Raw genomic sequence first — 15,256 nt, forward strand, 5'->3', positions numbered from 1 at the left:
CGGGCTTGGCCGGCGGCGGTGTACTCCTTGGCCGGTGGTCCAGTCGGTGCCCGGCGCGGAGCTGGCCCGCCTGGAGGACCGTGGCCAACCCGAACGCAGGCCGCACCCTCGCCACCGTCATGTGCAGGAGCTCCACGTCACCGACGCCGGCCGCGAAGCCCTGCGCCGGGCCGACGCCGTCCAGGAGATGTGATCGGCGGCCTCGCGGCGCCGCGTGATCAGCAGGCTGGAGGGCCGTAGCCTGCCGCTCCGGGCGGCGGTGACGCTCGCCACCGTCGCCGCAGGCAGACACCCGGGTCCGCCACGATCGGCGGATCCGGGCGTTGCAAGGTGCCCTCAGACTTGGGCCGGGCCGCTTCCGTACTCCGTCGACATGACGGACGTTGTCCATCTCGCCCGTTGCACCGCCTTCACCGGAGGCCACCACGGCGCGCTACCTGAGATACGCGGCGAGCGGGAGGCTCTGCCGGCGCACGTCACCGGCGACGAGCCCGGCTGTCTGCTGCGCGCCATGGGTTTCGAAGTGGGTCCGGTCGTTGCAGAAGAAGGCGCCCACGGGGCCCGATCCGAAGTCGCCGTTGTGCGGGCAGAAGCGCAGGCTGTTGTAATGCGAGACGCTGAGCGTCTGCAGGTCGATGACCGGCGCCCCGGTGGCGGTTCCGGCGGCGAAGGTCTCGTTCACGAAGCCTCGGTTCTTGGTCGCCGTACTGCCGGAGCAGGTGATGGCGGCCACCGAGGTGAGCAGCACCGGATGCGCGCCCCGGGCCAGGGCGGCCTGCGCCATCATGGTCATCAGCTGTTGGTACCGGGCCGGGCCGACGTGCCGGGGGCAGGTCGAGGAGGAGTCGTTGATGCCGAACTGGATGAACAGGTAGTCGCCCGCCTTCATCCCGGTGCTCGCGTTCAGCATCGCCTGCCAGCGTGACGAGTACGTGTTGGACGTGAGGCGGCACTCGCCGTCGGAGCCCTTGGTGCTGCTCACGTTCCCCTCGTACAGCCAGGTCTGGATGCTGCGGCCTCCTACGGCCTGGTTCTTGACGGTCACGTCGCTGTTGAACAGGGCGTCGAACTGGCTGCCCCAGCCGACCGGGCACCGGGCGGAGCCCGGGTTGGCCATGGTGGAGTCACCGGCCAGCCACACGGTGACCGGTGCGGCCGCCGCTCGAGCGGCCGGGGCCTGGGCGCGGGAGGCGTCGGTGCAGTTCGGCGCGGAGCGGTCGGCCGCCGAGGCGGCGCTGACGCCGAGGCTCGACAGGGCGATCACCAGCGCGGTCGTGATCAGTGTCCGGAATTTCTGCATGGGGTCTCTCCCAGAGACGGGCGCCGCCGCGCGTCGGTCAACGCAGGTACGTGGCCAGGGGCAGGCGTTGCTCCCGGATGCTCTGGAGCACCAGCCCGCCGAACTGGGTCGCGCCGTACTGGGAGAAGTGGGTGTTGTCGTTGACGCCGTCGACGGAGGAGCGGAGGAAGAGTTGCGCGGAGGCGGACGGGCCGAGGGACTCCACCAACGTCTTGCTCTTGGTGGTCAGGTCGATCACCGGCACGTTCTGCGCCGCGCCGAGCGAGCGCATCTCGGCGGGCAGGTTCACGCCGACGCCGTTGACATGCAGCGCCGTTGGCGTGAGCCGGTTGCCGTTGAACTGTCGGCGGACCGGCGGGGTCACCAGGACCGGGACGCCGCCCTTCGCACGGACCTGCGTGATCATGGACGTGAGGTTGCTCCGGAAGGCGGACGCGCTGGTCTGCTTGTCGTTGTGGCCGAACTGGATGAAGACCGCGTCGTTCGCCCTGACCTTCGACAACAGGGCCGGGAAGAGCGCCGAGTTGCTCCGGAAGCTGCCCGAACTCTCTCCGGAATCGGCGTAGTTGGCGATGACTGCGCCCGGACGCACCGCAGGCGTGATCATCTGGCCCCATCCGGTGTACGGGGCGATCAGCTGGTCGCACACGGTCGAGTCGCCGGCCAGGTAGGCGACCATCGGCTGGGTCGCCGGTTTCACCGAGACGGCCGAGACCTGGGGGTTGGACCCCGCGAACCGGATGTCCAGACCAGGGTTTCCGGTGCCGCCCTGGCCGGTCGGCTGCCCCTCCGGCTGCCGCACGTTGACCGTGAACGAGTACGAGGCGACGGCTCCGGCCGCCGTTCTCGTCGCCGGAAGCATCAGCCGCCGGGCCTCCACCCACATCTCGGTCTGCCCGTCGGAGGCGCCGCCACCGATGGAGACCGTCACGTCGTAGTTGCCGGGTGAGACCGCGTAGTGACACTTGACCGGCGCAGTGCCGGAACAACCGGCCGGCAGAGCCCGTGTGGCGGCATGGGCATGCGCCGCACCGGTGCCGACCAGCGTCGCAAGGGTCAGGAGCCCTGCGGCCCCCAGCCTGACCCCATGCCCCTCCAGGCTGAATGTCATGCGCATTTCAATCACCAGTTCCCATCCTTGACCGGGGAGACGCCCGGGTTGAGGTCCACTGCCTGTCGCTCAGGCCTGGGTGAAGCCGTCCATGATGACGGTGGGTCGCTGCGTGGAGGAGTCCCAGGCGCCCATGTTGTAGCCGGTGAACGGGGACATGCACTCCGGCTCCCAGTAGAAGATGCCCTGCCCTCCGTTGGCCTTCAGCGCCGTGGTGTAGGCGACCAGCGCGGCCCGGGTGGAGGAGGCCCTGTCCACCCGACCGCCGAACTCGCTGTGCAGGAACGGTTTGCCGTAGGCATCGGAGATCTTCTTCATGTTCGCCACGATCCCGGGGGCGACGTCGGCGCTGCCGTACGAGGAGAACACCGACATGTCCCACTTGCCGCCGTTCGCGGCGTAGCGGCTGAAGAAGGTCGTCATCACGTCGTACTTCTGCGGCTGGGCCAGGTGGATGCACACGGTCGAGTTCGGTGACACCGCCTTGACCTGGGTGTACGCCGCATTGAGCAGCCCGGTCATCTGCGCCGGGTTGGAGACGCTGCCGACGGGGCGGCAGATCCCGCTGTTGATCTCGTTGCCGATCTGCACCCACGTGGGGAGCACGTCGTTGTTCTTCATGACCGTCATGGTCTGGTTCACGTACGTGCTCATCGCGGTGCGCATCTGGCTGTAGCTCATGTTCCGCCAGGCGGCGGGCGGGTTCTGCACACCGACGGAGTTCCAGGTGTCGCCGAACATGTAGTCCAGCATGATCGACATTCCGGCGGCCTTGACCCGCTTGGCGAAGGCGGCGACCTCGTTGATGCCGCAGTGCCCGTCGGTCGGGCTGCTGGAGGGGTTGACGAACGTGCGCAACCGCACGGCGGTGATGCCGTACCCCTTGAGAATGGTCAGCAGGTCCTGCGTCTGCCCGCTCGCGTTCTTCCAGGAGAAGCCGCGCGCCTCCATCTGCGGCACCCAGCTGATGTCGACGCCCTTGACGAAACCCGCGGCGGCGTTGGCCGGCGTCTCGAGTTCGGCGAACACGGCGGCGGTGGCGATCGCCCCGGTGGTGGCGGTGGTGGCCTTGAGCAGGGTTCTGCGGCTGATGCGTTCGGAACGTGATGCCTCGGTGGGGTGCATGGTCGCTCCTTGCTGCGCGCCGGCCGCGCGTGAGTCGTGGCGGCCGACGGGCAGTTGGTCGTGGGGGGTGGGTGTTTCCAGGGCTTGGTGAAGGCGAGTAGGGGGTGCGTGATCGCAGGAGGTGTTCTTTCGCGCCGAACCAGCCCTCCCACGCCCCTGGTCGGCCGCCCATGCGGTGGAGCACGGGCGGCCACACGGCGGGGTTCAGGGCGTGTAGACGGTGGGCCGTGGAGCCGTCGGCATTCCGTTGCCGATGAAGAAGCTCGGGTGCGGCGGCTGGTTGTAGGCGGTGTTCTGCCAGGCGAGGGCCGTACGGTACTGGGTGTCGTGGAGCAGGGTTGTGATGCGGGTGTTCGTCTGGTGCGGCGTGGAGTAGATCCGCAGGGCCGTGTTGTTCGACGTCGGCCAGATGACCTCTTCACGCCAGTCGCCGAGGATGTCTCCGGACAGCGACGGGGTGGCCTTGGTGCCGTTGTTGGAGTGGACGCCGGAGCCGGTGAGCAGGCGGGTGTCGCCGGAGGTGCCGTACTTGTCGATGCGGGTGCCGTCGAGGAGTTCGCGCACGGGGTCGCCGTCCCACCAGCTGACGAAGTTCGTGCTGGACGGCTCCCGGCCCAGGGAGGAGCCGGTGGCCGAGCGCAGGGTGGTGTCGGAGGCGGACCATGCCTCGGCACCCGGGCTGCCGGCGTGGATGTCGGCGGCGACGCCACGGCCGTTGTCCGAGCCGGAGGCCGTCCGCCACAGGATCTGGCCGGTGCGCGCGTCGGCCATCCACGAGCCGGGCTGGCTGGAGCTTTCCGAGACCTTGAAGTACTCCAGGCCCGCGCGGGACGGGTTGAGGTCCCCGACATGGCCCGCGTCCCCGTGGCCCAGCCTGGTCGTCCAGAGCCCGGCGCCGTTGTCGTCCACCGTCATCGCGCCGTAGACGATCTCGTCCTTGCCGTCGTTGTCGACATCGGCGACGGACAGGCTGTGGTTGCCCTGCCCGTCGTAGCCCTTGCCGCTGTTGGTGGAGGAGCTGGTGTCGAAGGTCCAGCGGCGGGTGAAGGCACCGTTTCGCCAGTCCCAGGCGGCTATCACCGTACGGGTGTAGTAGCCACGCGCCATGATCAGCGACGGGCGGGCGCCGTCCAGGTACGCCGTTCCGGCCAGGAAGCGGTCGACGCGGTTGCCGTAGTTGTCGCCCCAGGAGGAGACGTTGCCGCGGCCCGGGACGTAGTCGACGGTCCCCATCGCCTTGCCGGTCTGGCCGTTGAACATGGTCAGGTACTCGGGGCCGGACAGTATGTAGCCGCTGGAGTTGCGGTGGTCGGCGGACGCGCTGCCGATCACCGCTCCGGTGCCGTCCCGGGTGCCGTCAGCGGTCTTCATGGCGACCTCGGCCTTGCCGTCGCCGTCGTAGTCGTACACCTGGAACTGCGTGTAGTGCGCGCCGGAGCGGATGTTGCGGCCCAGGTCGACGCGCCACAGCCGGGTGCCGTCGAGCTTGATGCCCTCGATGATGGTGTTGCCGGTGTAGCCGGACTGGGCGTTGTCCTTGGCGTTGGTGGGATACCACTTCAGGACGAGGTCGAGCCTGCCGTCGCCGTCCAGGTCGCCGAGACTGGCGTCGTTGGCCTCGTAGGTGTACGCCGAGTTGCCCGGGGCGGTGCCTCCGGCCGGCGGCGAGATCGGCACGTCCAGGTAACCCGACCGGAACTGCAGCGCGCGCTCGGAAGGGGCCTGCTCGGTGCCGTTCACCACCGGGCGCACCGTGTAGTCGGCGGAGTCCTGGGCGCCGGAGTCGAAGTAGTTCGTGGAGCCGGTGATCGGCGAGGAGTTGAGCTTGGTGGCGCCGCGGTAGACGTTGAACGCCACGTCGTTCGGGTCGGTGGCCAGCCAGCGCCACGACACCAGATTCCCGCTGCTGGTGTGGACACTGGTCAGTCCTCGGTCGAGGCGCTCCACCTGCCGCGCGGTCGCGGCCTGCGCGGTCTGGGGCAGCATGGTGAGCGCGGAGGCGGCCAGCACGACGGCGGCGGTGAGAACGCCTGCCACACGGCCGCCCGAGGCTCGGCGGATTCTTCGTGGACCCGGCGCCGTGCGGGGGCGCCGGTACGACTCGGTCACAGTGACCTCCGGGGTGGGGGAGTGCGATGTGTGCGGGGAAGTGGGGATGTGTGCCTTGTGGTGGATCACGCGGTGGTGGCCGACGGGGTGCTTCTCCCGCGGAAGACGTAGGTGGTGATGCTCTGCGCCGGCAGGTTCGGTTGCCGCGCGGGCGACATGGTCAGGATCTGCACACCGCTCGGCGGCCCGGCCGCCGGGGACACGGAGCCGGGACACGCACGAACTTTTGGGTCGTTTCCGGGCCGCATACCGCTCGCCCGAAACCGCGGTATCCACGCCGGGTTCGAGTCGTTGGCGAGTGGACGGCCAGGAGTGCCCCCACCCCCGAGGCTGACTCGGCCATGACAATTCGGGGGCGGGGCGGAGATCAGAAGCCTCTTCAGCTCAGGACGGCTTCCCACCTGGTGTTGGATCCGGCCGCGTCGGCGGGGAGGCGGTCGCGTGCGGCGGTGTCGCCGTACATGGTCCAGCGGGCCCAGTCGACGACGGTCCTTGGGAAGCGTTGGTCGCTCCAGAAGCTGGTGTGGCTGCCGCCGACGAAGGTGAGGAACGCCTTGGGCCAGGTCATCTCGGTGTATGCCTGCCGGGCCGAGGAGTACTGCGTGGTCGAGTCCCGGTCGCCGTGGACGAACAGGACCTTGGCGGAGACCGAGGCGGCGGGGTTGCCCATGTCCACGCAGGACTGGGGGTTGGCGGAGATGATCCGGCTGTCGGGCCAGGAGGTGAGCAGGCCGTGGGTGACCATGCCGCCCAGGGAGTGGCCGGAGACGCCGACGCCGATGCCGGTGTTGATGTGTCCGGCCAGCGGTCCGCTTGTGTTGAGGGCGAGGGTGTTGGTGAGGATCTGCGAGACGTCCTTGGAGGTGTTGCCGTTGTTGACGTCGGTGAAGTTGTGGTTGAAGTGCGGGGCGGGGACGATGAAGCCTGCCGCGGCCAGGGCTCGGATGATGAACAGGGAGTTCTGCGGGCTGCTTCCGTAGCCGTGGGTCATGTTGTAGACGGGGAAGACGCCGCCTGCGACCGGGGCGTCGGTCACGGGGTTGCCGCCGGGGGTGCCGGTGGCGGGGTAGTAGACGTAGGTGGTGCACGGGCGGCTGCCGCGGGTCCAGTTGTACCTGCGCACGCCGACCGCGAACGGCGTGGTCGGCGCGTTCTGCGGCCTGGCGATGGCACCTGCCGCCTGCCCGGTGCCGAGCAGGGACGCGCCCACGCCTGCTACTCCGGCCGCGCTCAGGGTGAGGAACGTGCGCCTTTGCATGTTCATGAGCGACTCCTGTGTGGGGGGTTGCTTGCGGGGAGGGGGGACGTGACGCCTTGTGGGAGGTTCAGGGACTCGGACGCCGCACTGGTGGGGCAGCACCAGGAATGGTGACGGCGGCGGCACGACCCTGCTGACGTGGAACACGGCCGTTGTCCAACGCCCTTGCCGATCCGTGAACCACCGCGGCATCCGTGCCGACCAGCCGTAACTCACGCATGGAGATGCCTCCTGTCACCACTGATGCGGAGGTACAAACGCCCGAGGCGGCGAGGAGCGATGCATGCGGTCTGCTCGGTGCGCACCACATGACTGTGAACGCTCCCACACCATTCCGAATAACAGAAAGAGTCGCGACCGCACACTCATCTGTCAATCGCTGCGACCCAATCCCTCTGAACTCAGGGTCGGACCGCCGGCCATCAGCCGTGGCTGTGACCGATACCAGCACTCATGCCGGCGATCGTATGGGCACTGATGTCGAGGTGCGGACCGTCCGCGGACCGGGCCGCCACCGAACGGACGTGTTCCTGGGCCGGTTGGGCCAGACCGTCGTACACCGCGACGCACACTTCCCGCGCCCGGGACCGAGGCCAGTCGGCCGGCAGCAGATCGATGGGCAGCAGGGGATCCAGCACCGGGAAGTGGCGGTAGGTGTTCATCACCTCGGTGCGGGCGCGCACCGCAGCGGCGCCGGTGACGCGGCCGGCACTGATACGGGGCAGCAGGCCGCTCCACCGCCGGATGAAGATCTCGTACTGGTCGGCGATGCCGGGCAGGTCCCATGATTCGATCGGGTTGCGGTTGGCCTCCGTCTCGAGATCCACCTGTCGCGCGTGGAACACACTCACCGCCCCCAGCGCCAAGTCGGCCAGTTCGACACGCCCTTTGGTGGTGAGCGGGTGCGGCGAGGCCCAGACCGCGTCGTACAGCGGCGCGTACCCCCGCCACCGCAACGCCGTGCGCAGCGCGCGCCGTCGCGTGCTCTCCCGTTCCGGCACGGAGAAGGCGACCAGTGTCCACCATCCGTCCCATGAGTCGGGTTGCGTGGTGAACGTGGCGATCGAGCCACCGCCGCTCCACAGATCGACAGCGGCCTCCCGCGTCAGCCGGTACGAGCTGTACCGCCCCTGCCGACTGCCCTCCAGCACCCCTCGACCCGCCAGCCTGCTGATCGTCGTACGGGCGGCTCCCTCGGCCACGTCGAACTCCCTCAGCAACGCCACGATCGCCGCCGCCGGCAACCAAGCCCGAGCCGGGAACGTGTAGTCGGCGATCAAGGTGACCGCCAAACCCGCTGGTGAACCGCCGGCCTGCCAGCGCGGCAACCGCATCGGCCTGGTGCCGTCGCCGGAGAAGATCTCCTCGAGGTGGGACAGGTTCGCCAAGGTCTGCTCCGACACGTCGAATACGGCGGGCCTCGCGCCAGGGAACGCGCACCGGATGTCGCCTGACTGACGTAGTTGAATCTCAGTTCGATGCCCGGTCGGACACTGAGTGAAGCACGATTCCGAGTAACAGAGGGATCTGGCCTGCCGCCCTGGCGGCGAGTGCCGCGTCGCGCCTGGGTCGAGCGGCGCCAGGCCGTCGACGAGGACAGGCAGCCGTTGCAGATGACCGGCGACGAACCGATGAGCCTGTCCCGGATCCCGGCATTCTGTGCACGTTCACACTAGTTCGCGCGCGCTCGTCGGGCACGGGTCCTCGGCGTGGCCCCCCTCGTTGCGGCCCCCGCGTCACAGGTCGTTCTTGCAGGTCAGGCAGGTCGGCGGCGTCCGGACGGTTGCTGGCCGGTTCGCTGATCCCCATGCCCGGAACGCGTCGTACTTCGGCGTCGGCACCTTTGGAGCTGTGACCTCGTGAGGCCGGTCGGTTCCGTTCGGCTTTGGTCGTTCCTGTTCGGCCCGTTGACCGAGACTACGACAGGCATTGAAGTTTCTTCATCAGTCCACCAGGGGGCGGCGATAGCGCTGCGTCACGACGCACGGTGCTGCCCGCGTCACCTTCCAACGAGGAGAGCGCCATGGACTTACCGGCAAGGATCAACCGCCGGACCCTGCTCGCCGCGGCCGGCGGCACGGTCGCCGCCGGAGCCCTGGGCACCGGCGTGGCGCACGCCGACGCTACCGTGCGCGTCGACCCCGCCGCCGATCAGGGCGCCTGGGAAGGCTGGGGCACCTCGCTCGCATGGTGGGCCAACGTGTTCGGCGACCGGGACGACTTCGCCAACCTGTTCTTCACCACCAAGACGGTGAGCTACAACGGCGCTTCGCTGCCCGGCCTCGGCATGAACATCGCCCGCTACAACCTCGGCGCGTGCAGCTGGAACGCCGTCGGCAGCGCGCGCATGGCCGTCTCGCCCAACATCCCGCGGTTCAAGCAGATCGAGGGCTTCTGGCAGGACTGGCGCAACGAGGACCCGGCGTCCTCGGCGTGGAACTGGAACGCCGACGCCAAGCAGCGCGCGATGCTGGTCAAGGCGACCGAGCGCGGCGCGATGAGCGAGCTGTTCGCCAACTCGCCGATGTGGTGGATGTGCTCGAACCACAACCCGTCCGGCGCGGCAAACGGTGGCAACAACCTCCAGTCGTGGAACCACCGCCAGCACGCGCTGCACCTGGCCACCACGGCCCGCCGCGCCCGTGACCAGTGGGGCGTGACCTTCCGGACGGTGGAGCCGTTCAACGAGCCGTCGTCGAACTGGTGGAGGGCGGACGGCAAGCAGGAAGGTTGCCACATCGACGCGACGACCCAGCGCAGCGTCATCGCCAACATGCGTACCGAACTGGACCGGCTGGGCTTGAGTGGCGTGGCGATCGCGGCCTCCGACGAGACGAGCTACGACCTCGCCCGCACCACCTGGAACAGCTTCGACTCGGCCACCAAGAACCGGGTGCGCCAGGTCAATGTGCACGGGTACCAGGGCCTCAGCGGCCGTCGCGATCTGCTGGGCAATGACGTGCGCGCGGCGGGCAAGATCCTGTGGAACTCCGAGCACGGTGACAACAATGGCAGCGGCATGATGACGGCCCGCTGTCTGCTGTCGGACTTCCGTTGGCTCAAGCCGACGGCCTGGTGCTACTGGCAGGTGATGGACCCCACGGCCGGCTGGGGTGCGATCCGCTACGACGGCAACTCAGGGCAGGCCGGCGCGGTGGAGACGAAGTTGTACGTGCTGGCGCAGTTCACCCGGCATATCCGGCCCGGAATGCGGATCATCAACGCCGGCGTGGATTACGCGGTGGCGGCGCACGATCCGGCCGCGCACCGCCTGGTGATCGTTGCCGCGAACAACGGTGCCGCGCAGAACCTGACGTTCGACCTCTCGCCGTTCGGTACGGTGCCGAACGGCACGGCCACCCGCTGGTCAACGCTGACGTCGGGATCCGGCGACCGGTACACGCGGCGCCAAGACCTCACGGTGAGCGGCAAGCTCGTACGCGTGCCGTTCGCGGCGGGCGCCGTACAGACGATCCAAGTGGACGGGGTGGTCCGGTGAGGAGCGTGGTGGCGGCGATGGTGCTCGCCGCCTCCGTGGTCCAGATCCAGCCCCCCGTCGCACACGCGGCGCCAGGTGTGACCCTGCTGGCGGACACCGTGCTGGACCAGTCCGCGTTGTACTTCGTGTCGTACGACGGATTGGTCAACAACAACGCGTTCCAGGACGCGCTGATCACCTACAACGGGTACCAATACGCGGCGTGGTACACGTCCAGCCGCAACGCCGTGGTCGCGCGGCGTGCGTTGAGCGGTGGCGGTTGGGAGAAGGCCGTGCTGCCGCACCGGCTGAGCGTCAACGATTCGCACAACGTGATCTCGATCGGGATCTCGCCGCAGGACGGCACCCTGCACGTCGCGATGGACACCCACAACACCCGGCTGTACTACTCGAAGTCGGTGGCGGGGCTCGCCACGCAGCCCGGTTCGCACCGGTGGTCGTCGTCGGTCTTCGGTGCGGTGCAACGGACTCTGGGGGGCGTTGAGCTGGGGAACATGACGTACCCGCAGTTCGTCGTGGAGCCCGGGGGCGCGTTGCAGTTCAGCTACCGGACCGGCGGATCGGGCAACGGCGTGAACGAGTTGGCCGAGTACACGGGCGGCACGTGGCGGAAGCTCGGCGGGTGGTCGTCCGCGACTGGGAACTACACCGGGCCGAACGGTGTCGTGTCCACGACGCGGAACATGTACCTGCACGGTCTCACCTACGACCGGCGGGGGCGGCTGCACGCGGCGTTCACCTGGCGCGAGGGCAACACCAGGGTGCTGTGCAACTCCGGCGGCCTGACCAACCACGACACCGGTTACGTCTACAGCGACGATCGGGGTCGGACCTGGCGCAACGGCGCGGGCACGGTCGTCGGGACCACCGGCGGCACGCGGGTCTCGGTCAACTCGCCGGGCCTGATCGCAGACCCCCTGGACCCGAACCACGGCCTGATGAACCAGGAGGGCCAGGGCGCGGACTCCATCGGCACACCCCACGTCGTGATCAGCTACGTGCCGGGCCGGTTCACGCAGTGCGTCTCGAACTACGCGCAGCAACGCACCCAGTACGGCCGCACCTTCCACCTCGTGCGCAACGCGAACGGCACATGGACCAAACGCGAGGTCCCGGTCGCTCCGGGGAGCACGCAACGCACGAAACTGGTCTTCGACCGCAACGACAACGCCTACCTGGTGATGCCGCGTGGCCGGATCGTCTCGGCGAGCAAGGCCGACGGCTGGACCGACTGGACCCTGGTCTTCGACCGGCCGTCGATGAACGCGTTCGGCGAGGTCAACATCGACACGTCCAGAGTGGCGGTGGACGGTGTCCTGTCGTTCCAGTACCAACAACGCTCCACCGGCACCACACCGTCGGCGATCCGGGTGGTCGACGTTCGCCTCGGCTGATCGTTGGGGCCTGTCTTCAAAGGGAGTTGGGGGCCTCATTTGGTGCGTCGTACGACGGCATGAGCGAGTGATGCGGGAGACCGTGGCCCTGTTCGGCGAGTAGCACATGACGGTCTCCTCGGCGCCGCGGCCGCTGCGACATGCTCGAGCACGCTTCGGAGCCGTCCCGCCTGCGGCTGCCCGCTTCGCCCGATGAGGTGACCCCGGCGGGTGTCATTCGTGCCGGTCACATGGATCTCACCGGCCTGAGGGAGCCGACGCGCTCGTGGCGATGACGCCGGGCGCAGCGTGATGTTCGAGTGCGAATGAGTGTGGTCGTTTGTGGGCGATCTGTAGAGGCCCCGAACGGTGCCGTTGTGCCATGTTCACGCGCCCGACGCCGCATTCGCCTGCCGAGGCTGCCAGCACCGACCTGGGCCGCCACGCGCAGGCCACGACGAAGGCCAAGGAGTCGAAGCTGGATGAGTATGCACAAGAGACTGAGATGGGCATCGCTCGCTGCGGCAGCCGCCGTGACCCTGGGGTCAGGGCTGATCGCCGCGCCTCCCACCCACGCCGCGGCCGAGCCGGTGGACGTCGTGATCGACGGGGACGACGTGCGCAGCGACAACCGGAACGGCCTGCCGTACAAGGGCCTCGGCGTGCTCAGCTGCAACAGCACAAGCAATCTGTTGATGGACTACAAGGCGCAGCACCCGGGCCGGTACTGGCAGCTCGTCAGGGTTCTGTTCGGCGGGAAGCGCCCTCTGATCAACCATGTCAAGGTCGAGATGGGGTCGGACACGAACACGTCGACCGGCGCCGATCCGGCGACCATGCGCACTCCGGACGAGTTCGCCGACGCGTCGCGTTCTCCCGGATTCCAGCTGGCCGCCGACGCCAAGACGGTCAACCCAAAGCTGAAGGTCTCGATTCTCCGCTGGGAAATGCCCGCATGGGTCCAGAAGGAATGGGACAAGGGCTCGGGCGACGACGAGATGTACAAGTGGTACAAGGAGACGATCCTCGACGCGTACGAGAAGTACGGATACATGGTCGACTACGTCGATCCGGACAAGAACGAGACGCGAAATCCGGACGAGGCCTTCATCAAGCGGTACAAGAACGCGATGGTGACCGACCAGGACTTCGCGAATCCGAGGTACGGCATCCCGGCGGACCAGCGGGAGAAGGCCGAGAAGGCCTACCACGACATCAAGATCATCGCCTCTGACGAGAACGAGACCCACCACATCGGGCCGGCGATGCTCAGCGACAAGGAACTCTTCGGCATCGTCGACGCGGTGGGCTATCACTACAACACCGAGGACCGGCGTGAAGGTGCCGCCGACAGCGACACGTATCTGCCGTACACCAAGCTGGCCACCGGCAAGAACAAGTACAACGAGGACAAGGAGGTCTGGTACAGCGAAGGCGTCGCCTCGTTCGGCTACACCGACTACCGCGTCAACAACACCGAAGGCCCGAACGGATCGAGCACCGGCATCGGCGGTGTCCAGAGCGCCCTCGACCTCGCGAACCGCTCCATCAAGTCGTACGCGAACTCGAAGCGGACGCACTACATCTTCCAGCCGGCGATCGGTTCCTTCTACGAAGGTGCGCAGTACAGCCACAAGGAGCTCGTCAGCGCCCGCGACCCCTGGTCGGGCCACCTCCACTACGACGCGTCCCTTTATGTGATGCAGCACCTCACCCAGTTCGCGAAGACCGGCTGGGAGAACGACACGAATACAGCGGGTATCTGGCGCACCGTGCCGGAGGCCAGTTACAGCGGGGTGAGCGGCACCGTCGACCTCGACGGCTCGAACGGGGCCCCGAGTTACATGACGCTCGCCGATCCCCGCAAGAAGGACTTCTCGACGGTCGTCGTCAACGACAGTGACCAGCCCAAGACGTACCGCATCAGAGCCGAGAACATGCGGCTCGGCGACCCGGCCATGGAGATCTGGGAAACACGGGCGGCGGACAGGGGTCAGGCCTACGACGCCAACTTCAAGCACCTCGTCGACGAGATCCGCCCCGACGGTGACGGCTACTACGCGTACACGGTCAAGCCGCGATCGATCGTGACCCTGACGACGCTCGACCGGAGCGCCGACCCGGAGACCAGGCAGCGGCTGCCCCGGTCCGGGGACCGCACCGTGCTCGACACCGATACGAGCGGCAAGCGGCACAACACCCGTGACAGGCTCCTGTACGCCGACGACTTCGGCTACGAGGAGGAGGGCAAGGTCCGGGTGGGGACGGCCGACGGCGCGCGCAAGATGTCCCAGGACTACCTGAAGTCGCGCGGCAACCAGCCTCGCTACATGGTCGACCAGACGGGCGCCTGGGAGGTCGGCAAGGACGTGAGCGGCAACAACGTGCTGTACCAGCACATGGACCAGTCCATGAAGGACACCCATGCCTGGAACAAGCACACCCCCAACACGACGGTCGGCGACTTCCGTTGGGAGAACTACAAGGCCACGGTCGACGTCTCCTTCCCGGACCGGGACGGCGGACTCGCCGCCCTGGGCATCCGGCACCAGAAGGGCATGGCGATCAGTGACGCCGCCTACAACGTGCGCATCGGCCCGGACGGGGCATGGACGTTCTACGAGTACGGCAAGGCGGTCAAGACGGGAACGGTCGCAGCGTCGGACAGCTATCGCCTCGCCATCGAGGCGAAGGGCGCGACCATCACGGCCTTCGTCGACGGGAAGCCCGTGCACACGTACGAGGACCCGACTCCGCAGACCGCAGGCCGCGTCAAGCTCGGCAGTGACTTCCGCAAGACGGCGTTCGACAACCTGAAGGTCGAGAAGATCGACGGGTACACGCCGTACGCCGACGCCCAGTTGGACAACATGGACGGCTCGGTGGCGTACGAGGGCACTTGGAGCAGGAAGGCTTCCTTCGGCAACGCGATGGACTGGTACCGGTCGACGTCGACGAGCACAGCGGTCGGCGCCTCCTTCACCGTCCCGTTCAAGGGCACGGGTATCGATGTCATCGGCGGCAACGACGGCAGCGCCGTCCTCGACGTCTACATCGACGGCGCGTTGGTCGCGAAGGACGTGAACACCGCCGCCACCGACAAGCGCCTGGCGACGTACGCGCTGCGCGGCCTGCCGGACGGCAAGCACGAGGCGAGGTTCGTGCTGAAGTCCGGAAAGCTCGTCGTCGACGCCCTCAACGCCATCTCCGGCGACGTGGACGGCGCTGTCGATACGGGACCGGTCCGTCGTGCCCTGGCGGAGGTCGGAACGCCGGAGCGGGACGACTACACGGCCGACTCCTGGCGGGTGTTCGCGGCGGCCTCCGCCGCGGCGAAGACCGCCGTGGCCAGGCAGAAGGGCCTCGATGTGCTCGGCACCGAGCAGATCGTGCGCAGGCTCGAGACGGCGTACGACCAGCTGGTGCGCAAGGAGGCCACCGCGCGGTAAGCGGCCCCCGGCGTGCCCGCCGGATCAGGGCC

General features: G+C 68.1%; 10 protein-coding genes. 4 read left to right on the forward strand and 6 right to left on the reverse strand.

The features are described 5' to 3' along the window. Positions 1–34 precede the first annotated feature (34 nt). Positions 35–193: a hypothetical protein gene (locus tag QQY66_RS42740; RefSeq protein ID WP_301985796.1), complete on the forward strand. Its 159-nt coding sequence runs from the start codon at positions 35–37 to the stop codon at positions 191–193. Positions 194–433: 240 nt separating this feature from the next. On the opposite strand, the gene QQY66_RS42745 is transcribed toward QQY66_RS42740, so the two are convergent. The 6 genes from QQY66_RS42745 to QQY66_RS42770 form a co-directional block, all read right to left on the reverse strand. After that, positions 434–1,300 carry a GDSL-type esterase/lipase family protein gene (locus QQY66_RS42745; RefSeq protein ID WP_301985797.1) on the reverse strand — a complete coding sequence of 289 codons (867 nt, stop codon included), beginning with the start codon at positions 1,298–1,300 and terminating at the stop codon, positions 434–436. Positions 1,301–1,337: 37 nt separating this feature from the next. Further along, on the reverse strand, positions 1,338–2,411 hold the full coding sequence (locus QQY66_RS42750) for a rhamnogalacturonan acetylesterase (protein WP_301985799.1): 1,074 nt from the start codon (positions 2,409–2,411) through the stop codon (positions 1,338–1,340). A 69-nt stretch (positions 2,412–2,480) separates the two neighbouring features. Beyond that, positions 2,481–3,536, reverse strand: coding sequence for a glycosyl hydrolase 53 family protein (locus QQY66_RS42755; RefSeq protein ID WP_301985800.1), 1,056 nt, complete (start codon positions 3,534–3,536; stop codon positions 2,481–2,483). 204 nt (positions 3,537–3,740) lie between these two features. Then, positions 3,741–5,522 (reverse strand): rhamnogalacturonan lyase, encoded by a 1,782-nt coding sequence (locus QQY66_RS42760; protein ID WP_301987687.1) that lies wholly within the window; start codon positions 5,520–5,522, stop codon positions 3,741–3,743. Positions 5,523–6,024: 502 nt separating this feature from the next. Next, positions 6,025–6,909 carry an alpha/beta hydrolase gene (locus QQY66_RS42765; RefSeq protein ID WP_301985802.1) on the reverse strand — a complete coding sequence of 295 codons (885 nt, stop codon included), beginning with the start codon at positions 6,907–6,909 and terminating at the stop codon, positions 6,025–6,027. 416 nt (positions 6,910–7,325) lie between these two features. Next, on the reverse strand, positions 7,326–8,306 hold the full coding sequence (locus QQY66_RS42770) for a PaaX family transcriptional regulator C-terminal domain-containing protein (protein ID WP_301985803.1): 981 nt from the start codon (positions 8,304–8,306) through the stop codon (positions 7,326–7,328). Positions 8,307–8,926: 620 nt separating this feature from the next. Here QQY66_RS42770 and QQY66_RS42775 point away from each other — a divergent pair. The 3 genes from QQY66_RS42775 to QQY66_RS42785 all read left to right on the forward strand — a co-directional run bounded on the left by QQY66_RS42775 (position 8,927) and on the right by QQY66_RS42785 (position 15,224). Next, positions 8,927–10,402: a glycoside hydrolase gene (locus QQY66_RS42775; RefSeq protein WP_301985804.1), complete on the forward strand. Its 1,476-nt coding sequence runs from the start codon at positions 8,927–8,929 to the stop codon at positions 10,400–10,402. Then, the gene (locus QQY66_RS42780) at positions 10,399–11,796 is read left to right on the forward strand and encodes a BNR repeat-containing protein (protein WP_301985806.1); all 1,398 of its coding nucleotides are present in this window, start codon (positions 10,399–10,401) and stop codon (positions 11,794–11,796) included. The genes QQY66_RS42775 and QQY66_RS42780 overlap by 4 nt, the downstream gene beginning before the upstream one ends. A gap of 461 nt (positions 11,797–12,257) precedes the next feature. Then, positions 12,258–15,224 (forward strand): GH59 galactosidase, encoded by a 2,967-nt coding sequence (locus QQY66_RS42785; RefSeq protein WP_301985808.1) that lies wholly within the window; start codon positions 12,258–12,260, stop codon positions 15,222–15,224. The last annotated feature ends 32 nt before the right edge of the window (positions 15,225–15,256 follow it).

It is taken from the genome of Streptomyces sp. DG2A-72, assembly GCF_030499575.1.
Classification (GTDB): Bacteria; Actinomycetota; Actinomycetes; order Streptomycetales; family Streptomycetaceae; genus Streptomyces.

What these genes read in the sequence shown, in the direction of transcription:
- QQY66_RS42745 (WP_301985797.1), bottom strand. Translation starts at nt 1,300, where the DNA reads ATGCAGAAATTCCGGACACTGATCACGACCGCGCTGGTGATCGCCCTG.
- QQY66_RS42750 (WP_301985799.1), bottom strand. Translation starts at nt 2,411, where the DNA reads ATGACATTCAGCCTGGAGGGGCATGGGGTCAGGCTGGGGGCCGCAGGG.
- QQY66_RS42755 (WP_301985800.1), bottom strand. Translation starts at nt 3,536, where the DNA reads ATGCACCCCACCGAGGCATCACGTTCCGAACGCATCAGCCGCAGAACC.
- QQY66_RS42760 (WP_301987687.1), bottom strand. Translation starts at nt 5,522, where the DNA reads ATGCTGCCCCAGACCGCGCAGGCCGCGACCGCGCGGCAGGTGGAGCGC.
- QQY66_RS42765 (WP_301985802.1), bottom strand. Translation starts at nt 6,909, where the DNA reads ATGAACATGCAAAGGCGCACGTTCCTCACCCTGAGCGCGGCCGGAGTA.
- QQY66_RS42775 (WP_301985804.1), top strand. Translation starts at nt 8,927, where the DNA reads ATGGACTTACCGGCAAGGATCAACCGCCGGACCCTGCTCGCCGCGGCC.
- QQY66_RS42785 (WP_301985808.1), top strand. Translation starts at nt 12,258, where the DNA reads ATGAGTATGCACAAGAGACTGAGATGGGCATCGCTCGCTGCGGCAGCC.